Here is a 20,588-nt window from a genome sequence, read left to right as displayed (position 1 = left end):
CTTTACGTATAATCAGGTAAGCGCCATACATAAGGGAGAGAGTTAGGAAATGAATATGATTTGGGCAATTATGCTATTGGCAATGGGAATAGGCGGAAACGGGGGCCAGTCAGCCAACGCTCCAAATGTAAAAGATACGGTGGCAACGACAATCAGCAGTGCCATGATCCAGGCACAACACAGTAATACAAAGGTAGATGCCTCCAATCCGCCGGTTAAAATTGACCCACAGCCGACCACGCCAGCTATTAAAGGTATCTATGTCACAGCCTATAGCGCAGGCGGTTCACGTATAACTCAGCTACTCGAATTACTGGACAAGACAGAGCTCAATTCCATGGTTATCGATATTAAGGACGATGCAGGTTACATCACTTATCCAACGACCAACCCCGAGCTTCTGAAATTGGGCAAGCCGCAAAAATTCATTAAAGATATTTCCGGTTTGATGGACCGTTTGAAAAAACATAATGTCTATCCGATTGCTCGTATTGTTGTATTTAAGGATACGGTATTGGCCAACAAAAATCCTGAGATGTCCTTCCGCAATGCTGACGGCTCTGTTTGGAAAAACGGCAAGGGAGATGGGTTCGTCAATCCCTATAATAAAGAAGTATGGGATTATAATATCGCCATTGCCAAGGAAGCAGCAAAACTCGGGTTTAAGGAAATCCAATTTGACTATGTACGTTTCCCTGAAGGTTTTGAAAAAAGAGCAAACAAACTAAAATATACCAAATCCGATCAATCCCGCTCGGATACTGTCGCTGAATTCGTACAATATGCCCGTAAAGAGCTTGCTCCACTAGGTGTGAGGGTATCGGTAGATATTTTCGGATATGCCGCATCCGTTCCTGCTGCCGAGGGTATCGGACAGGATTTCACTAAAATTTCTGAAAATGTGGATGTCATTTCACCGATGGTTTATCCAAGTCACTATACAACAGGCTGGTTTGGTGTAAAGGACCCAGATAAGAACCCCTACCAGACGATCAAAGGCTCCATGGCCGATACACACAAAAAACTCGATCCTACAGGCAAGCTAAAGCCAATTATTCGTCCGTGGATTCAGGATTTTACCGCAAGTTGGTTAGGAAGCGGACATTATGCCAAATATGGGAAAACACAAGTCGAGGACCAAATTCGCGCGCTTAAGGACATGAAGGTGGACGAATATTTACTCTGGAATGCCACTAACCGCTATACAAGCGGAGTAACCTACAAATAACTATCCTTCTGACTCCTCTTTTTTTATACGAATTTTAGAACTTATATCTTTATTATCGAAGACTGCCCCGTTGTTTGACGAACGGATGCAGTCTTTTTTATTGCTGTTCAATTGTTGCAGTATCCCTTACAATAAAATTTACATGTTATGATATGTACAAATAATCAAACCCTAGTAAATGAGGATAACAAAAATGCAATTGACTCTAACCATGGGACAGAAATGGAAGCAGCTTTTTTACATTTTGCTCCCTATTCTGATTACCCAGCTTGCACTCTCTGCCATGACTTTTTTCGACACGAATATGTCGGGACACTTTTCCCCTGCCGATCTAGCTGGAGTAGCTATCGGAGTAAGCCTATGGGTCCCTGTACAAACAGGCCTTAATGGCATACTTATGGCTATTACCCCCATTGTATCCCAATTGGTGGGTGCACAACGCAAAGATAAAGTCTCCTACTATGTCATTCAGGCTCTTTGGCTGTCTCTCGTCCTATCCATCGTCGTTTTAATTGCTGGCATCATTTTGGTAAAGCCTATATTAAACGGTATGAATCTGGAATTGAGAGTTCATAATGTGGCTCTGTACTATCTTTGTGCGATGGCCTTTGGTGTTGTCCCTCTATTTGCCTACACTGTGCTCCGAAGCTTTATGGATGCATTAGGACAGACCCGTTTTACGATGTTGATCACGCTCATGTCATTGCCCATCAATGTTTTATTGAACTATCTACTTATTTATGGTAACTGGGGTTTTCCCCGTTTGGGGGGTGTAGGCTCCGGGGTAGCAACGGCTACCACCTACTGGATTATTATGCTGGTCGCTGGTATTACTGCGCATCGGGGAAAAATATTTGCCGAATACCGAATCTTTAGCAAAATATACGGGATTGCGGCCAGTGCTTTAAAAGAGCTTATCAAAATCGGGGTACCTATTGGATTTGCTATATTTTTTGAGACTGCCGTCTTTTCAGCTGTCACGCTCTTCATGAGCAGCTATAACACAGCTACCATAGCCGCTCATCAGGCAGCCATGAACTTTGCATCTACGCTGTATATGATTCCACTCAGTATTTGCATGGCACTTACGATTTTGGTCGGATTTGAAACAGGAGCTTCCCGTCCACGAGATGCCAAAACGTATAGCGTAATGGGCATTAGCAGCGCAGTAGGCCTATCATTGATTACAGCTATTATACTGCTTATCTGGGGTGAACAGGTCGCTCGACTTTACTCTACTGACCTGCAGGTCATTCAATTGGCCCAGCACTTTTTAATCTATGCGATTTTCTTTCAGATCTCTGATGCTGTCGCTACACCAACACAAGGAGCGCTACGCGGGTATAAAGATGTCAATCCGGCCTTTTTACTCACATTCCTGTCCTATTGGGTAATTGGGCTTCCTGTAGGGTATATACTCGCACGCTGGACCACGTGGGGACCTTACGGCTACTGGATTGGCTTGATTACAGGTCTGGCCGTAGGCGCCATTTTACTTCTCTGGCGTTTGGTAAGAGTGCAACATCGTTTTGCTGAACAAAAACAACACGCAAAGGCTACTTAGTCTTTGCGTGTTTCGATTACATATGCTACACCAGCAGTAATTCGTTTCTTCTCTACGATAGCCACTTCCTTTAACTCGGGGGGATATAAAAAGTGTCTCTCCACATGTTGATCCATTTCCTTAAATGCCTGTTCTTCATTCTCAGCAGCAAGAATGACAGTCAGAGCTCCTTCGGAACTGTCCACTTCCATTTTGAATAAATACATGCATGATTACCTCCTTTTCCTATTCAAAGCTAAAAAAATAGCGGATGACTCAGGTCATCCGCATAATTTTAATTTTCCCCATATCAGAGCCCATCTACTAAACGTAAAGGTTCTTATTATTGGGACAAACGCAGAGCCAACTCATAAAGCTCCATGTTGAAATCTTTTTTGGTGCTTACAACCTTGCCAATATCTGTAGCTACCAGCTTACCGTCGATCGTTCCGCAAGCTTTGTCAGATACACCCTCAATCAATTGACGAACAGCAAAGTCACCCAAACGGCTTGCCAGGTTGCGGTCAAACGCGGTTGGTGTACCTCCACGTTGAATGTGTCCAAGCACTGTAACACGAGGCTCATAATCCGGACAGTTTTCTTGGATTACTTTGGCTACTGTTTCGCCTTTGCCTACACCCTCAGCAACGATAATGATACTGTGGCGTTTGCCATGTTTGAAGTTTTGTTTCATCCGATCGGATACTTCATTCAGGTCAAATTCTACCTCAGGTACCAAGATCGTTTCTGCACCGGAAGCCAGACCCGCATGGAGAGCAATATCTCCACAATGGCGTCCCATAACTTCCACGATGGAAGAACGTTCATGGGAAGACATCGTATCACGCAGCTTGTTGATTGCGTCCACTACAATACTTACCGCCGTATCAAAACCAATGGTGTAGTCTGTGAAGGAAATATCATTGTCAATTGTTCCTGGAAGACACATGGTTTTAATGCCTTGCTTGGTCAGCTTGTTAGCCCCTTGATAAGAACCGTCGCCACCGATGACGACTACGCCGTCAATTCCACGATTACGCAAAATTTCAGCGCCACGCTTCTGACCTTCTTCAGTCGTAAATTCCAGACATCTTGCAGATTGAAGTACAGTACCCCCACGTTGGATAATATCTCCGACGCTTCTCAGGTCCATTGGAAAAATATCATCGTTCAAAAGGCCTTGATATCCACGTTGAATTCCGAATACTTCCAGTCCAAAATACAATCCGCTACGCACGACGGCGCGAACTGCCGCGTTCATCCCTTGTGAATCTCCACCACTTGTTAATACTGCAATTTTCTTAACTGCTGTCATGATTTATGACCTCCTCAAAATAATCATATAAGCCTTCTTATCCATCGACTGTTTAATAAGAAAAACAAACGCATGAGCGGACTATTTTTCATTAAACGTCTCGAAACAGCGCGAACATCCTGCTGCTCACTAACTTTGGGGTCGGATAAATATAAAGCCAGCAATCCCTCGATAATCATCCGGTGAAAGGAGCTGGCAGGGACATCTGCAATATCAGCCCGCGCCCGATTCACAACGTAGGCGATCCGGTCCAGCATCATGTCGGTATCTTCATAATAATTGCAAAAGTTAAGATCTCCGCCCTTCCGGTCTTCGTCTTGATCGATTAGATAATCCAGCAAAATATGAAGACTGCACACATGTGGAAAATACGATGCATGTATTGAGGCAGCCCCCGCATCTGTGAGATGCCGGTCGCTGGCAGCAAGAAACAGCATAAAGACCCCCAGGGTTGAGCCAGTAGCCGCAGCAAACTCGTTCCAGCGCAGCTCGGGTGTACGGTCTTTATGAATCGACCACCAGTCCAAAAGCGCTTGTTCCCGCAGCTCGGGTTTAATATGCTTGTATACTTGCAAATCCGTGTATAATCGCGCCAAATCCTGAACGTAAGGCATTGCCGCCTCATAGCCCGGAAGCCTGCTTACACAAGACTGACAGGTTGTCACCAGCCCGGTCAAATAACCGCCATCCTCCTGCTCACGACGCAACTCATAATAATTCACTGGCCTAGCCGTCGGATTAACCGCATCCAGCATCGACTGATGCAACAACCTGAAATCATCCGGGTCCATCGACGTACTGCGATCACACAGGTTGTCCAGATAATCGCTAATCGTCTGGTACGCCACAATCAGTGGAATTAGCGTCTGCCGGTCAGACATATTGGCTGCAGCATAAACCGCTCCCCCCACGCAGTGAAACGTCTTCTCTGCTATGCTCGCAAGCGCCTGACTTCTCAGCTCAGGGTCCGGAATTTGTTCGGCCTTGCTCTTCCAGTTACTCAATTCTTGTTTCGTTTCAGGGAGAATGTGCTTGTACATTCGGCTCATTAGACCTATGGGGCCTCTCGGTACTTGATAACGTCCTTGCTCAACATAACTCAAATGACGGTGCCTCCACATTGTTGTCTACGTAATTATACCTATCCAAACCATATTCATTATAATATGATCGACCTTTTAGCACAAATGAACAACCTCACTTTTTTCTTTACTATTCAAGAAAAATGAGCTCTTCTCACAAAAACGCTTTGTAGCCGTGCCACTGAATTAGCCAAAAATAACAGTCAAACTAGATCCACCCTTATAAAACTTTAATCGCAAATAGTAGAATTGTCCTATCTATCCCTTGTCCTCGGCCAGCTTCATGCCTTGGTTTCCCTCTCCCATGCTAGCCTGCTTCCATTTTCCGAAAACGTAATAGAAAATAACTGCTACGGCGGAGATCGTAAAACCAATAGGAAAGCTCCACCATACAGCATCCAGCCCATACTCATCGACAAATGCATAGGCCAAAGGTATACGAATGCCCCATAATGAAATAATGGTAATGAACAGCGGCACCATTACAGAGCCCGTAGATCGAACAACCCCTGTAATGACATTGGTAATACCGAATATAACAAAAGACCACAAGGTGATCAGATTAATCTGCATACCCAGTTCCAATGCCCCTACCGTAGAAGGAAGAAACATCAGTAAGGCTTGACGGTTAAATACGTAAATGAATATTACAGCCCCACCAGTCAATACAAAATTATACACAATCCCAATCCAGGTTGTCCTGCGCACTCGATCCCAGCGTCCGGCTCCGATATTTTGAGCGGCGAAGGAAGATACGGCTGCACCTAATGCCATGGCCGGCATCTGCACATAGCTGGACAAATTGTTAGCTGCTGTATAGGCTGCCGCTGCGACTGTCCCGTAGCCGTTGATCAGGTTCATTAAAGCAATCGCACTGGTGGAGACAGCAATCATCTGCAGTCCCATCGGGACTCCTTTACGAATAAGAGTCCAAATAATCTTCCAATCAAATTGAAGTAAGTGAAGCTCTGAAGATGTAATGCGCAGAAAGTATTTTACACGATATAGGTAAATGAGAATCAATACAAAGCTGATCCCTTGAGCAATCAGGGTAGCTGTGGCGGAGCCTCCGATGCCCATAGCAGGGATCGGCCCCCATCCGAATATGAGTAGTGGGTTGAGTAAAACATCCAGTACGACGGAAACGAGCAGAAAATAAAATGGTGTTTTGGAATCTCCAGCCCCTCTCATTACGGTCATGATGTAGTTATAGCCGTACAAAAAGGGCATACCCGCGAAAATAATGCGCGTATAGGTGATCGCCATATCGACTGATTCGGCAGGCGTATTGAGTACATGAAGAATCCAAGGTGAGCCCAAAAACCCAATAATACCTATAGCAAAAGCAAGCACCAGGAAAAAGACAGCGCTTGTACCTACTACACGCTTCGTTTCTGCTATGTCACCCGCTCCGATATGTTGTCCAATCAGAATAGTGGCCGCCATGGTGACTCCAAAAATCGAGCTGATCAGAAAGAACATTATAATATTTCCATTCGAAGCGGCAGTCAATGCGGCTTCTCCCAGAAACTTCCCAACCCAGATTGAATTAATCGTTCCATTCAAGGATTGCAAAATGTTTCCGAACAGCATCGGCAAAGAGAACATAAATAGTGTTTTGGCAATAGGGCCTTCAATCAGGGAAGGATTACGATTAGCCTCTGCTGCACTCATTTTCTCAGCTCCCTCAACTTAAGATAACTCACGCTTAGTTTTATTACGTATAATACCCTATTCCGGCCCAACCTTCTCATATCATAAACGTTTTTATGCAAAAAAGCGCAGCTCCTTAAATGTAAGGAACTGCGCTCTCAATTCATCGTTTAACCGTAATATATAAGACATCCGTAAAAACGGAACATTTCTTACAATTCAGTTACACTTACAGTTTGATTACGTTAGCTGCTTGTGGTCCACGGTTGCCTTCAGTAATTTCGAATTCAACATCTTGACCTTCTTCCAAAGTTTTAAAACCGTCGCCTTGGATTGCGGAGAAATGTACAAATACATCCTCGCCACCATCCACTTGGATGAAGCCATAACCTTTTTCTGCGTTAAACCATTTAACTGTACCTTTCAAGTGAACAACCTCCTAAAAATACCGCCATCTATGGCGAATATCCATATTATACTTCATGCTTTTTCACATTGCAATTGGTGTTTTTCCGGGTTTTACGGTCTGGAATGATTTGCTTTTGCGGCAGAAACTGCGGTATCATGAACCAAAACATCTATAAAATCGGAGACATGCATATGATGAAAAAACACGAAATATACAAAAAAGACAAGTGGAATATGATGACTGTCGAGGTGCAGGGCCGTTACATCGTTCTGCGGGAAATATCTGATGATTGGGGCGAGGAAGCTCACACGTTTTTGAGCCGTCCGGCGCTGATGCATTGGGCTGAAAATCGTTTCCCCAAGCAGTCCTTTCAAGATAATGAGGAAGAGTGGCAGCGGATCATGAACGCTTTCAAACAGGTGTAGCCTATTCATGGTGTCCAACAGCTATCTCATCTTCATTATTCTGGCCTTCACGCTGGGCGGAGTGCTGATCATGAAGCGTGAAACGATACCGACTCCTCTCAAAAAGTGGATGGCCCTCACTGCCGTAATCATGATTTGCCTTGCCTTTTATCTTATTGTATACAGCTTATTAAATATAGGTTCCAACCCACAGTAAGGAAAATTATACTTTCAGGGGCAAAAGGTCATACTATGGCATAACAAGCCATGGTATAAGGAGGATATGCCGTTACATGCATCCTGTAAAACCTCTTGCCCTGCTGCTTACGGTAAGCGTGGCGGTTTCTTCGTTTTGGCATCCGTCCCTTACCGCCGCAGCCCTATCCCACATTACGTTCGATCAGAGGAGGCTCTCCATGAGTGAAATTGTAAAACGCGCTGATGCGCCAGTGGAAAATACATGGAAACTGGAAGACCTGTTCCCCAACCGCAAGGCATGGGATCAAGAATACGAAGAAGTCAAACAATTGGCCAAAAAGGCTGCTCAATTCCAAGGCAAGCTCAATTCAGCCGAAGCGATTGGCAACTGCTTCAAACTCGAAGATGAGCTGTCACTTAAAACCGAGCGTGTATATGTGTATGCCCATCTTCACCATGATGAAGATACGGCTGAACCTACATATCAGGGTCTTTCGCAAAAAGCTAAAAAACTAGGCGTGGAAGTCAGCGAGTCTCTTTCATTCGTGACACCTGAAATTTTGGCGCTGCCCGATCATCAGCTTGATGCCTTCATTGAAGATCCGAAGCTTTCGGATTATAAGTTTACACTTCAAGAAATGAAGCGGGAAAAAGCGCATATTTTAGGCAAAACAGAAGAAGCACTGCTCGCTCAAGTTGGCAATCTGGCTCAAGCCCCGCAAACAATTTTTGGGATGCTTAACAACGCGGATCTGAAGTTTCCGAAAATCAAGGATGAGCATGGCAAAGAGGTCGAGCTGACTCATGGCAGCTACATTCAATTTCTCGAAAGTCCACACCGTGAAGTACGTGAACGTGCTTTTAAAGCGGTATATGACACATATGCCAAAAATAAAAATACGATTGCCTCTACATTGAGTGCTAATGTGAACAAAAATATTTTTTATTCTCGTGTTCGCAAATACCCTTCCGTACTGGAAATGTCACTATACGGTGATAATATTCCGAAAGAAGTGTATACGAATCTTATTGATACGATTCATGAAAGCTTGCCCCTGCTTCACCGTTATATCAAGCTGCGTAAGAAGCTGTTAGGTGTGGATGAGCTTCATATGTATGATTTATTCGCTCCGCTTGTGGACGAATACAAGATGGACATTACGTATGAAGACGCCAAAAAGCAAACCAAAGAAGGCCTTAAGCCTCTGGGCGAGGACTATCTGGCTTCATTGCAAAAAGGCTATGATGAGCGCTGGATTGACGTATACGAAAATGAAAATAAACGTACAGGCGCCTATAGCTGGGGAGCTTATGGCACCCACCCTTATGTGCTTCTGAACCATAAAGATAACCTGAACAGCATGTTCACGCTTGCGCATGAAATGGGGCATGCGCTGCATTCGTACTATTCAGACAACGCATTGAAGTACCGGGATGCACAGTATACCATTTTCCTGGCTGAAGTGGCTTCCACTACTAATGAAGCCTTGCTGATGGATTATTTGTTGAACAAGTCTACCGATCCAAAAGAGAAAATGTACCTTCTCACCTACTATGCGGACCAATTCCGTACAACAGTATTCCGTCAAACGATGTTTGCGGAATTTGAGAAGATTGTACATGAGCGTGCTGAACAGGGAGAATCCCTTACACCGCAGCTTTTGTCGGAGATTTACTATGATTTGAATGTGAAATATCACGGACCTGGCATGAAGGTAGACAAAGACATAGAAATGGAATGGGCACGAATCCCTCATTTCTATAACAGCTTCTATGTCTACAAATATGCTACCGGCTTCTCGGCAGCAACCAGTTTTTCGAAACAGATTCTGGAAGAAGGCCAGCCAGCCGTTGACCGTTACTTAGGCTTCCTAAAGAGCGGTGGCAGTGATTATTCAATCAATATTTTGAAGAAAGCTGGCGTTGACATGTCCTCTCCGCAGCCGATTCGCGAAGCCATGAGCGTATTTGAAGAAGTCATTACGGAAATGGAAAAGCTAACTGAAGGAAAGTAAAACCGTGCACACTTCGAATCCCGCATTAAAAAGATGCACGGATAAATCCCTTGTCCATGGAGGACAAGGGATTTTATAATGTAACGGGAGGAGGTGGCATTTTGAAAACACAATGGTCTTTGATTGCAGCACTTGTTATTGCTTTGTTAACAGCTGTTTTTGCTGTCATTAATGTCAATTCGGTTCAAGTGAACCTTCTGTTTAGCAGGGTCAGCATTCCTTTGATTCTGCTTATTCTCGGTTGCACTCTTTTAGGTGGACTTATTGTCGGTTCTTTCGGAATCTTCCGTCAATATAAACTTCAGAGAGAGATCAAGCGTCTGACTAATCAGCTTCATACACTACAAGAAGAGCACACATCGGCAGTGGAAGCATACGCGAATGTGTCCAATGACACGACTGGTTCTTCCAGCACGGTGTCTACATCCGACCCAGGTATAGAGCAACCGTCCTCTAACCCTGATCGGTTGTCCAAATGAGGAGGAGCAACAAATGACAATTCAATTCAATGAAAACTATATCATGAGCTTTTTAAATCAGCTTTTGAACACGCCCAGTCCTAGCGGATATACACATCATGTGATGGAGCTGATTCGTAAGGAAGCCGAAAAGCTAGGGGTACCCATCGAATGGAATGCAAAAGGTGGTGCTATCCTGACTCTGGAAGGTGAAGAAACGGACCATACAGTGGCGCTTAGCGCGCATGTGGATACATTGGGGGCGATGGTTCGTTCGATTACAGCGCAAGGTACCCTACGCCTGACATCTGTGGGTGGCTTCATGATGAACAGCATTGAGAACGAATACTGCCTTATTCATACCAGAAGCGGACAAACGTATACGGGCACTATTCTGTCCAGCCACCCATCCGTGCACGTCTATGATGATGCACGAAGCTTTGAGCGCAAGGAGAGCCATATGGAGGTACGGATTGACGAGCTTGTCGAGTCGAAAGAAGACGTGCTTCAGCTCGGTATTTCGGTGGGTGATTTTATTTCGTTCGAAGCGCGCCCAGTCGTAACGCCCAGTGGCTTTATCAAGTCGCGGCACTTGGATGATAAAGCCAGCGTAGCGGCACTGTTTGGTTTATTAGAATCATCTGTACATGGAGGCTGGAAGCCTCGACATACTGTTAAATTGCTCATTTCCAACTATGAGGAAGTGGGGCACGGAGCGGCCTACATACCTGAAGGAATCAGTGAGATGATTGCTGTCGACATGGGCTGCATAGGTGAAGATCTGAGCTGCAAGGAAACGGACGTTTCCATCTGTGCCAAAGACTCCTCAGGCCCTTACGACTATAACATGACGACCCGTCTGATTGAGCTGGCCAAGGAGTTGAATATTCCGTATGCGGTAGATATTTATCCGCACTATGGTTCAGACGCTTCGGCTGCGCTTAAAGCAGGCAATAACATTCGTGCCGCACTGATCGGACCTGGCGTACACGCCTCTCACGCAATGGAGCGCACGCATAAGCAGGCCGTATTAAACACTGCCCGTCTGCTTGCGGCTTATGTAACAGCCTAACCATTTTATGCTGCATGGAAAACAGGTGCACATACTTTTACTTCTACAAAAAAGCAAGCCTCCATCTAAATGGAGACTTGCTTTTATTTTTAAGATTTACTTTGTTCAATTTGCTCGGCTAGCTCATTCAAATAGGTCCAACGTTCCATTTGGTACTCTAGATGCTGTTCAGCCTTCGCTTGCTCAGCCATCAGCTCCTGCAACCGTGCCGAATCGCTGAAAGATTCCTCCATCTGTCGCTGAATGTCGGCCAATTTCTGTTCGGCTTGTTCAATCAGCTCATCAATCTGCTCATATTCCCGCTGTTCCTTAAAGGTAAATTTAAGCTTGGGTTTATTTGCCCCATTGACTGATTCGGAAGGACCCGCAGACTTAGGTGCAGAAGACCGATTCGAGGAAGCTGTACCCGGCGAGACAGACGTATTCGCAAAATGCTGTGCATTTTTACTGATCCATTCTGCATACTCGCTATAGTCGCCTACATGTACACGTACCTGTCCATTCCCTTCGAATGCCAGTATTTTGTCCACGGTCCGATCCAGGAAATAACGATCATGGGAAACGATAAAAACTACGCCTGGGAATTCATCCAGATAGTCTTCCAAAACGGAAAGAGTCTGAATATCGAGATCATTTGTCGGTTCATCCAGCAATAGTACATTTGGTGCGGACATAAGGACACGCAGCAGATACAAGCGACGTTTTTCGCCCCCGGACAAACGAGAAATAACCGTCCATTGCGCACTTGGTGCAAACAGAAAACGCTCCAGCATCTGCGCAGCTGTAATCGTCGAACCATCTGCCGTACGAATCACTTCCGCTTCTTCCTTAATATATTCAATGACACGCAAGGATTCGTCCATTTCCTGATGTTCTTGAGTAAAATAACCGAGCTTCACAGTTGGTCCCAATACAACACTGCCGGAATCTGGTTCTACACGCTGGGCAATCATTTGGAGCAGAGTGGATTTTCCACTACCGTTAGGTCCTAGGATGCCCACACGATCACCAGGAACCGCAATGTAACTCAAATCCTGAATCAGCTTACGGGAATCTACCGATTTGGACAAATGCTCGATCTCCAATATCTTTTTACCCAGACGTGTGGAGGCCACGGACATATCTACAGATCCAGAACGAGCTTCCGGTTGCTGATCCCTAAGCTGCTCATATCGGTCAATACGCGCTTTCTGCTTGGTCGAACGTGCCTTTGCTCCTCGACGAATCCAGGCCAGCTCATTACGCAGCAGGTTCTTCCTTTTTTGTTCCGAAGATGCTTCCCGCTCCTCGCGTTCTGCCTTCAGCTCCAGAAAACGGGTATAGTTAGCCTCATAACGGAAAAGGCGACCATGATCCAGCTCTAACATGACATTAGCAACTCTATCCAGAAAATAGCGATCATGCGTGATCATTAACAACGCACCACGTCTCTTTTGCAAATATTGCTCCAACCACGCAACGGAATCATTATCAATATGGTTGGTAGGCTCGTCCAAAATGAGCAGCTCACAAGGTTGGATCAAAGCCGCAGCCAAAGCAACCCGTTTACGCTGACCACCAGAGAGAACGCCCATACGAGACTCAAACTGAGTGATTCCCAGTCGGGTAAGTATATTTTTGGCCTCGCTCTCCAGCTGCCATGCTTGGAACGTATCCATTTGCTGACTTGCTCGCAGCAGGCGGTTTTGGAGCTCCTCGCTACCCGGATTCAATTCCAGTAATTCCATCGTTTCTGTATATTCACGCACTGCTTTCATTTCAGGCTGGTTGCCATGAAAAATATGCTGGAGTACCTTCATTTCAGGATCAAACTCCGGATTTTGTGCCAGATACTGAATTCGCACATCGTTGTTCACTGCAATATTACCGTCATCTGGCGGCTCTAGGCCGGAAATTACACGTAAAAACGTTGATTTTCCAGTACCATTTACACCAACAACCCCTATTTTGTCGCGCTCATCCATACCAAAGGAAACATCCTCGAACAACATTTTCTCGCCGTAGCTTTTGGTTATATGTTCAACGGTCATAATATTCATTACAGATTCCCTACTCTTCCCCAATTTTGTGATGCATCTTGTTTATTTTAACACAGACACAGCCAATGATTAAAAAAACCGTTAGCTGAACAAAGCCAGTACGGTTTTAAAAGACCACATGTCAGAATTTTTGTACTCCGGCCTCACAGCCATGCATAAATAAATTAGCTGCCAATGCAGCCGTCTGATCCACGTCACATGCACGGAAATCTTGATTCAACAAAATATCCATTTTTAGGCGTTCCATCATACCAATGAATGCCTTGGCATGAAATTCGGGCTTCGGCACACCCTCTGACGCCAGTTTATTTTTGACCAGATCGGTATAGTCCTGAATAAATCCCCGCATAAACTCCATAAGATCAGGGTCACTATTCGGAGTCATAAAAAATAATTTAGTATGCTGCTTGCGTTTGTAATAATAGTGGAGATGCAAATTCGCCATCCGCAGCAGTCCCTCTCCCAAAGTACGATTGACCAATGCACCTTGCATTTCGGATAGATATTGTTCGCAATCTCTACGTGTGACTGCTGTAAATAACTGCTCTTTACTTTTAAAGTACAAGTATACCGTGCCTTTAGCAACACCCGCTTGTTCTGCAATTTCGGAAATTTTGCTTTCATAAAAGCCTTTGGTGCCGAAGACAGTGTAAGCGGCGTCCAAAATAGCTTCATATTTATCTCCGTGCATATCCCCCATCTTTGCACCTCCTGAAACAATGATTGAAGCACGCAGTTATTCTCTAGAACGATCTCCAGCCTGGCTCATAGCATAAAGAAGATACCTGCAAGAGCGACCAATCCTCCGAAAATAGAGCTGATGCTATTCACCCGATCATTGCTCATCCAATGCCAGCCTCGTAGATAGACTGTCGTTTGCCCACAATGCGAGTCTACCTCTACTTCCCGTTTGCAAACTGGGCAGAAACGCATCAACTGCACTGTAGCACCAAGATAGGAATCAGCGAAGGCTCCAGCACTGCCAGATAACCCTCCGATCAGTGCCCACAGCCATATTGGCAATTCCGGCATACCAACGACGTGTCCAAAACCCCATGCGCCTATACCGATCAGTATGCCACCGGCCAAGGCCGCAGCCGTTCCCAATACAGATACTCCTCCCGAGGTTCCGGGTGCCAGCACCTTCCCGGTAAGCACCGAACGAGGCGGCTTACGACTCAGGCTTCCAAATTCCGTTGCCCACGTATCAGCTGTGACTGTAGCCATAACACCGACAAATGCCAGTTGCCAAGCAACATGAGGCCATATCGCATGACCTAGACATAGCAGCATGCCTAATCCCCCATTGGCCCACACTTGTCCTGCATCCCGGTTACCGGTTTTGGCATATGACTTTTCGAGCTCAGCCTTGCGCTCCTTTTTGAACTTCGACAATAGAGTGGACGTGATAAAAAATAAGAGCAATGTGCCGAACCAAAACAGGTTGCCCGCCCCATAATACACAGTTCCCATCAGTACAGCCGCAGCAAAGCCGGATAAGGTTAAGGATTTTTTATAAAATGCAGCCCCCGCCACTACAGCAGCGGAAAGTAATCCGATGATCCAGTCCATGATATACCCCCGCATTTGAGATGAATCTCTGTTTTTCGCTTTTAGTTCTGTATATCATTGTACAATGCTATACGCTTATATAAAAGCCGTGCCCCATGCTTTCGCACAGGACACGGCCTTCACAAGGCTTTTTAAATCATCTTCATTAATGCCGTCTGTAGATTTAGCCGATGATGAAGCTTCCCTGACGGTCACTCCCCCAATAAAGCTCAAAGCGGTCCCCGCTCGCTGTAGGCCCTACACCCGCCGGAGTGCCTGTAAAAATAATGTCACCCTCACCCAGTCCATATTGAGTCGCTATATATTCAACGATGTGCTGGATGGAAAAGATCATGTCCTTGATATGCCCACGCTGCACCTCTTGTCCATTTTTAAGCAAGGAAAAATCCTTCTGCTCCAGCATGTCCAAGCTCTCTAAAGGCAAGAACGGTGTCACAGGTGCAGACGATTTAAAGCCTTTGGCAGCAGTCCATGGATGACCTTTTTTCTTGAGCGTACTTTGTACATCACGCAGGGTAAAATCAATGCCAAACGCAAAAGCGTTCAGACACGCATCTGCGGTCATGCCTGGTTCGTAGTTACGTCCTACAGCCACCACCAGTTCAGTTTCAAAATGAATATCTCCCTTACCCTGAGGAAGCTCCAGCTTAGCACCATCCAATGGCACAACCGCATGAGATGGTTTCAAGAAAATCATCGGTTCTGAGGGAACATCATTCCCCAGTTCCTCCGCATGCAACTTATAATTGCGTCCGACACAATAAACATTACGAATTTCCACATTCATTACGATCCGTCACCCTTTCTGCGTATGTAGTCCAATTGATTAACGAATAAGTTTACGTATATAGTGCCACAACCGGGGCTTGGAAAGCAAAAAAACCTGCTCCCAGCGATTCGGCCAGTTGGTACAGATCATCAATTCAGGATGTAATGAGGATAATCTCCGCATGATACGCCGGTCATCCACCGTCCATGCCATGACCGTAATCCCCCGCCCGATCAGATCTTTCAAGAGCTTTCGATCTAACCGTGGATAGCCAATAGACAAAAAAGAACATTGTAAATTTTCTAATTGCTTTGCCAAATCGTCTGGACGGGCATCGATAATCAGTCCAGTACGGATTTCAGGTGCAAGTTCTTTTGCTCGGCGCAAGGCCGCACGCTCAAAAGAGGTTAAAACCACCTCACCCTCCATCCCCCTCATTATAATTTCACGAAGGACGGCTTTCTCTAGTCCCGGATACATATCACCAGCAGTTTTGAGCTCAATATTGAGCGATACACGTCCCTGGCACAAATCAAGCACTTGGGCGAGGGACGGAATAGGTTCCCCATGATATTGTGCATTTTTCCAGCTACCTGCATCGAGTCGTTGTAAGTCTTTCCAGTCTGCATCCTTTACTCGTCCCGTACCGTTCGTCGTTCGCTCCAGCGTAAAATCATGAAAGACCACCGGAACACCGTCCTTTGACAGCTGAACATCCAGTTCAATCCAGTGCACAAAAGGCTGTTCCAGCGCAAGCTTAAAGGCTGCCATCGTGTTCTCGGGAGCAATCCCCGAGAAACCGCGGTGAGCCACGCACATATGATTCATCCCGTTATGACCTCCATTCACAAAGGAGTCGCTCATACGATCGTTCCGTCCATGTCCATATTAACAATTTCTTTCTTACTGCTACTGAACGCTTACCGTACCATCCACACCTATCGAGACATTGCTTGGTGACAGTGCCGCTACTTTCTGCAAAATTTTGCTGGCCTCCGCATCCTTCAATGGAATCGGTTGACCCAGGTCCGCTCGGTAAGGGGTCAGCTTCATCTTACAGTCCCCGTTCCGGGTACAGGTGGCCTGAAATATCGCTGTATCCCAGGTGGCTGGCACCGTTGATTTAGAAAAAATAAAATTGCCTGTGCTGTATGCAATCCATTTGCCTTTATATTGCTCCATCCCTTGTAGCACATGAGGATGACCGCCAACGACAAGATCAGCCCCAGCGTCAATAAAAGCGTGAGATAACTCAGTTTGATGGGGCTCAAGTGCAGTGGCTCGCTCCTTGCCCCAATGGGCAACCACAATCACCAAATCAGCCTGATTTCGTGCCTCACGAATGGACTTTACGATCGCGGTCGAATCATAAGCCCCCGCTACACCGGGCTGCTGGGCACCTGCATTCCAGTTGGCTTCAGGCATGACACGTGTAGCCCCCAACAACGCAATTTTAATCCCGTTACGTTCAAAATAATGCGGCGCATACGCTTCTTTGGCATTGCGTCCAGCTCCAGCATGGGCTATACCCTTTTCATCCAAATAGTTCAGTGTATCCAGTAATCCGCTTGTCCCCTGATCCAAAATATGATTGTTGGCCAAATTTACAGCATCGATCCCTGCCGCTGCCATTGCAGTTAGCGCCTTGGGCGAAGATTTATACACATACGTTTTATTTAACGCACCAACGCCATTAGTGGTCACCGGTGTTTCCAAATTGGCAATCGTTAGATCGTCTTTATGGAACAAGCTCCCGAGATATTGGTATGGAAAATCAAACCCATTCTGCTCCAACCTCTGCTCAACTTTACCAGAGAACTGCACATCCCCTATGAAGTGAAGTGTAACTGCTGGAGAATTGGCATCATCGTTGTTTGCATCCTTCTTTGGCGAATTCTCCTGTGCTTGCCTGTCTTTCTCCGAAGATGATTTTGCTCCTGAAGAGTTGCCTTCGGAGGCATTGGTGTCGGGCGTTGTCACGGGAGAACTGCTTGTGTCTGGAACGGTAGATTCCTTCGTTTCATTAACTTCTTCACTTCCTGAGGGAGTAGGGTACTCATCATCATTAGCAGACCCCGTTGGGATGTTCTTTTCAGTTTGCGAATACTGGGCGTTTTCCGCAAGAGAATCACTACTATCGCGTTCAAATATGTAATAATAACCGAAAAGACCTACGATCATTAGCAGCAAGACTAGATTCGTAATGATCCAAGCCTTGCCTATTTTTGGTTTTCTCGCTTTCTTTCGACCTTCATTTCTCTGTGACCTGGGAGGGTACATTCTTCACTCCTTCTATGCTACTACATATGCATGAATTCCTTATTAGCTGGCGAATTTTACACCTTCTCCATTATATATCAAATTTCTATATAAATAGAACCCCTCGCCTGGATCGCGAAGGGTTCATTATCGAACATTTATACCTGTACCTTAGCGGCTTCCTGCTGTGCCGCTTGAACAGCATGGGAAGCCCATTCCTTGGCCTGACGGATACAGTCCGGCAAACCGATCGCATCATAGCCAGCGCCCAAAACGTACACACCTGGCATCGCACTGCGCAGCTCTTCCCGCAGATCAGCTATAGCCTGTGGGTGCCCCACCGGATATTGCGGCATGGAATGACGAAGTCGCGTAATTTCTGTGAATAGCGGAGTTGCTGTAACTCCCATCATCTCTTTCAAATCCTTGCGGACCACCGCAATCAGCTCATTATCCGGTAATTCTACTGTTTCTTCAGCACCTGCTCGCCCTACATAACAACGCAACAGTACCTTATCGTCCGGGCTGGTATGTAGCCATTTGGCGGACGTCCACGTACATGCAGTCACGCTACGTCCTTCCTTGCGAGGAACCAGGAAACCGGAGCCGTCAAAGACGTTTTCAATATCTGTTTTATCAAAGGCCATGACTACGTTCGCTACGGATACATATTTTACAGCTTCCAGTGCAGTCACATTTACATGATCTCGCAGTAGCGGCGCAGCAGCGAAGTTAGGAGTCGTTACAAAAATATCGTCTGTCTCCAGCGTCTCTCCATTGTCCAACATAACGCGATAGGAACTTCCTTCATTTTCAGTCGTCTTTGTGAATTCGGTAACAGCAATTCCGGTGCGTAAATCACAGTCATACAAATCATTCAGCAATGCATGCACCAAACTTTGCAAGCCTTGACGGAAGGTCAAAAAAGCGCTTTTCTTGGTACCTGTATGCGTTTCAGCAGGTTTTCGACCTGTCATCATTCCGTGAATGAGGCTTCCATATTGCTGCTCCACCTCAGCAAACTGTGGAAAAGTAGCCTGCAGACTTAGCGTCTTCATGTTGGCAGCATAGATTCCCGCCAGCAGTGGCTCGGTTACATTCTCCAGCACTTCTTTGCCCAGTCGGCGTTCAATAAAATCACCCAGCGCCTCATCTCCCGGTTCACGACGAGGCGGAATGACAAAATCCATCATAGCCCGCATTTTTCCACCTAAAGAGATCAAGCCGCTGCGTAAAAAGGGTTTCAGCTCTGTTGGAATGCCCAGCACCAGCCCAGGAGGCATCGGATGAAGCCGACCTTCATGCAAAATATATGTCTTTTTAGCCTCAGGGTTCGTGCTTACAAGCTCATGATCCAGCTCCAACTCTTTTGCCAGATCTATCATAGCCGTTTTCCGGGCCAAAAAGGAATCTGGCCCCTTTTCAATGACAAAACCATCTTTATGCAATGTTTCAATTTTTCCGCCCAGCACGGAAGCTTTCTCCACCAGCGTAATTCGAGGTGTGTAGCCAGCTTCTTTGTACATTTTCCGTGTATAAAAAGCAGTGCTAAGCCCGGTCAAGCCTCCGCCTACAATTACAATATTACGTACCTTTTGCTCCATTATGTCCTCATCCCTTTTTCCATTGGTCTATGATGACATCACTAAGCGTCTCCATATACAGTGGGTCACTGTTGAGTGAATCAATACGCTGAAAACGCATATCCAGTTCCTTTGCCAAAGCCTGTGCTTCAATATCCAGGTCGTATAACACCTCTAAGTGATCAGAAACAAAGCCGACTGGCGCAGCCAGCACATACTCCACTTGCTCTTCCTTCAGACTGTGCATGGTATCCAAAATATCTGGTCCCAGCCATGGTTCTGCTGTACGGCCGGCACTTTGCCACGTAAACTGCCAGTTGGTAATTCCCGCCTTATCCGCGACAGCCTGCGAAGTAGCCATTAATTGCTCCGCATAAGGATCACCCATAGCCAAAATCCGCTCAGGCAAGCTGTGCGCACTGAACAGAACACGAACTTCGTCCCGCTTGGCTCCCGCTTCTTCAAAAAGCGCCAGTTTCGCATTCACACGCTCAGTCAGCGTCTTGATTAGCTTTGGATGAAGATAATAGCTCTCCACAAACGATATGGCCAGATCCAGTTCCTGTGCCTTAGCCTGTGCACGCTTGATGTAAGAGCCTACACTCATAACGGAATAATGCGGAGCCAGCACGACACCCACCGCCGTACGAATGCCATCTTGCACCATCGCTTCGACACCGTCCTCAATAAACGGCTTGGCGTGTTTGAGCCCCTGATAACAGACAAATTCTATGTCCGGGTTGCGATTTTCCTGATTTAAGGTTTCCTGCAGGTTGTGAACCTGTCGATCTGTGTTCTGACGCAACGGAAACACGCCGCCCACAATGGCTTCGTAGCGATCTTTTAATTCTTTTAACTGCTCCGGTGAGGGAGCATGACCACGGCGAATATGTGTATAATACGCTTCAACCTGGTCCAGACTCTCCGGCGTCCCGTAGGACATGACCAGTACACCCACTTTGGTTTTCATTGGCAGATCCCTCTTATCT

Annotated in this window: 20 protein-coding genes; 7 read left to right on the top strand and 13 right to left on the bottom strand. The window is 46.0% G+C overall.

Annotated features, from left to right (window positions below):
• Positions 1-49 precede the first annotated feature (49 nt).
• Together MMB75_RS09760 and MMB75_RS09755 are read left to right on the top strand one after the other, a co-directional pair.
• Complete coding sequence (locus tag MMB75_RS09760; RefSeq protein ID WP_044785497.1) at positions 50-1,228, top strand: putative glycoside hydrolase; 1,179 nt, start codon at positions 50-52, stop codon at positions 1,226-1,228.
• 193 nt (positions 1,229-1,421) lie between these two features.
• On the top strand, positions 1,422-2,792 hold the full coding sequence (locus MMB75_RS09755) for an MATE family efflux transporter (protein WP_019686907.1): 1,371 nt from the start codon (positions 1,422-1,424) through the stop codon (positions 2,790-2,792).
• Here the strand turns inward: MMB75_RS09755 and MMB75_RS09750 are convergent.
• The 5 genes from MMB75_RS09750 to MMB75_RS09730 form a co-directional block, all read right to left on the bottom strand.
• Positions 2,789-2,998 (bottom strand): DUF3906 family protein, encoded by a 210-nt coding sequence (locus MMB75_RS09750; protein ID WP_016819725.1) that lies wholly within the window; start codon positions 2,996-2,998, stop codon positions 2,789-2,791. The genes MMB75_RS09755 and MMB75_RS09750 overlap by 4 nt on opposite strands.
• Before the next feature lie 116 nt (positions 2,999-3,114).
• Entirely contained in the window at positions 3,115-4,086 is a 972-nt protein-coding gene (pfkA, locus tag MMB75_RS09745) for a 6-phosphofructokinase (RefSeq protein ID WP_016819724.1), read from the bottom strand.
• 23 nt (positions 4,087-4,109) lie between these two features.
• Entirely contained in the window at positions 4,110-5,189 is a 1,080-nt protein-coding gene (locus MMB75_RS09740; protein WP_016819723.1) for a tetraprenyl-beta-curcumene synthase family protein, read from the bottom strand.
• Between the two features lie 237 nt (positions 5,190-5,426).
• Positions 5,427-6,842 (bottom strand): MATE family efflux transporter, encoded by a 1,416-nt coding sequence (locus MMB75_RS09735; protein ID WP_045243900.1) that lies wholly within the window; start codon positions 6,840-6,842, stop codon positions 5,427-5,429.
• Between the two features lie 208 nt (positions 6,843-7,050).
• A complete protein-coding gene (locus MMB75_RS09730; RefSeq protein ID WP_016819721.1) occupies positions 7,051-7,248 on the bottom strand; it encodes a cold shock domain-containing protein in 198 nt (65 codons plus the stop codon).
• A gap of 173 nt (positions 7,249-7,421) precedes the next feature.
• Here MMB75_RS09730 and MMB75_RS09725 point away from each other — a divergent pair, with 173 nt between their 5' ends.
• The 5 genes from MMB75_RS09725 (at position 7,422) to MMB75_RS09705 (ending at position 11,377) form a co-directional block, all read left to right on the top strand.
• On the top strand, positions 7,422-7,655 hold the full coding sequence (locus tag MMB75_RS09725; RefSeq protein ID WP_014599632.1) for a hypothetical protein: 234 nt from the start codon (positions 7,422-7,424) through the stop codon (positions 7,653-7,655).
• A 7-nt stretch (positions 7,656-7,662) separates the two neighbouring features.
• Entirely contained in the window at positions 7,663-7,851 is a 189-nt protein-coding gene (locus MMB75_RS09720) for a hypothetical protein (protein WP_016819720.1), read from the top strand.
• 199 nt (positions 7,852-8,050) lie between these two features.
• Positions 8,051-9,847 (top strand): oligoendopeptidase F, encoded by a 1,797-nt coding sequence (gene pepF / locus MMB75_RS09715; protein ID WP_017425846.1) that lies wholly within the window; start codon positions 8,051-8,053, stop codon positions 9,845-9,847.
• Positions 9,848-9,903: 56 nt separating this feature from the next.
• Positions 9,904-10,326 carry a LapA family protein gene (locus MMB75_RS09710; RefSeq protein ID WP_045243901.1) on the top strand — a complete coding sequence of 141 codons (423 nt, stop codon included), beginning with the start codon at positions 9,904-9,906 and terminating at the stop codon, positions 10,324-10,326.
• Between the two features lie 13 nt (positions 10,327-10,339).
• Positions 10,340-11,377 (top strand): M42 family metallopeptidase, encoded by a 1,038-nt coding sequence (locus tag MMB75_RS09705; RefSeq protein ID WP_017425848.1) that lies wholly within the window; start codon positions 10,340-10,342, stop codon positions 11,375-11,377.
• A gap of 89 nt (positions 11,378-11,466) precedes the next feature.
• Here MMB75_RS09705 and MMB75_RS09700 read toward each other — a convergent pair whose 3' ends face one another.
• The 8 genes from MMB75_RS09700 to hemH form a co-directional block, all read right to left on the bottom strand.
• On the bottom strand, positions 11,467-13,416 hold the full coding sequence (locus MMB75_RS09700) for an ABC-F family ATP-binding cassette domain-containing protein (protein ID WP_045243902.1): 1,950 nt from the start codon (positions 13,414-13,416) through the stop codon (positions 11,467-11,469).
• Between the two features lie 121 nt (positions 13,417-13,537).
• On the bottom strand, positions 13,538-14,116 hold the full coding sequence (locus tag MMB75_RS09695) for a TetR/AcrR family transcriptional regulator (protein WP_045243903.1): 579 nt from the start codon (positions 14,114-14,116) through the stop codon (positions 13,538-13,540).
• A gap of 65 nt (positions 14,117-14,181) precedes the next feature.
• The gene (locus tag MMB75_RS09690) at positions 14,182-14,988 is read right to left on the bottom strand and encodes a DUF92 domain-containing protein (protein WP_019686901.1); all 807 of its coding nucleotides are present in this window, start codon (positions 14,986-14,988) and stop codon (positions 14,182-14,184) included.
• Positions 14,989-15,151: 163 nt separating this feature from the next.
• A complete protein-coding gene (locus tag MMB75_RS09685) occupies positions 15,152-15,775 on the bottom strand; it encodes a fumarylacetoacetate hydrolase family protein (protein ID WP_019686900.1) in 624 nt (207 codons plus the stop codon).
• A 39-nt stretch (positions 15,776-15,814) separates the two neighbouring features.
• Complete coding sequence (locus tag MMB75_RS09680; RefSeq protein ID WP_045243904.1) at positions 15,815-16,585, bottom strand: glycerophosphodiester phosphodiesterase; 771 nt, start codon at positions 16,583-16,585, stop codon at positions 15,815-15,817.
• 81 nt (positions 16,586-16,666) lie between these two features.
• The gene (locus MMB75_RS09675) at positions 16,667-18,037 is read right to left on the bottom strand and encodes a CapA family protein (RefSeq protein ID WP_045243905.1); all 1,371 of its coding nucleotides are present in this window, start codon (positions 18,035-18,037) and stop codon (positions 16,667-16,669) included.
• A 137-nt stretch (positions 18,038-18,174) separates the two neighbouring features.
• A complete protein-coding gene (gene hemG / locus MMB75_RS09670; RefSeq protein ID WP_045243906.1) occupies positions 18,175-19,620 on the bottom strand; it encodes a protoporphyrinogen oxidase in 1,446 nt (481 codons plus the stop codon).
• A gap of 7 nt (positions 19,621-19,627) precedes the next feature.
• Positions 19,628-20,569 carry a ferrochelatase gene (gene hemH / locus MMB75_RS09665; RefSeq protein ID WP_045243907.1) on the bottom strand — a complete coding sequence of 314 codons (942 nt, stop codon included), beginning with the start codon at positions 20,567-20,569 and terminating at the stop codon, positions 19,628-19,630.
• Positions 20,570-20,588 lie beyond the last annotated feature (19 nt).

This window comes from Paenibacillus sp. P2(2022) (assembly GCF_029522175.1).
Taxonomy (GTDB): domain Bacteria; phylum Bacillota; class Bacilli; order Paenibacillales; family Paenibacillaceae; genus Paenibacillus; species Paenibacillus polymyxa.
The sequence above is the reverse complement of the archived record's forward strand: the minus strand, read 5'-3'. Positions and strand labels throughout refer to the sequence as shown.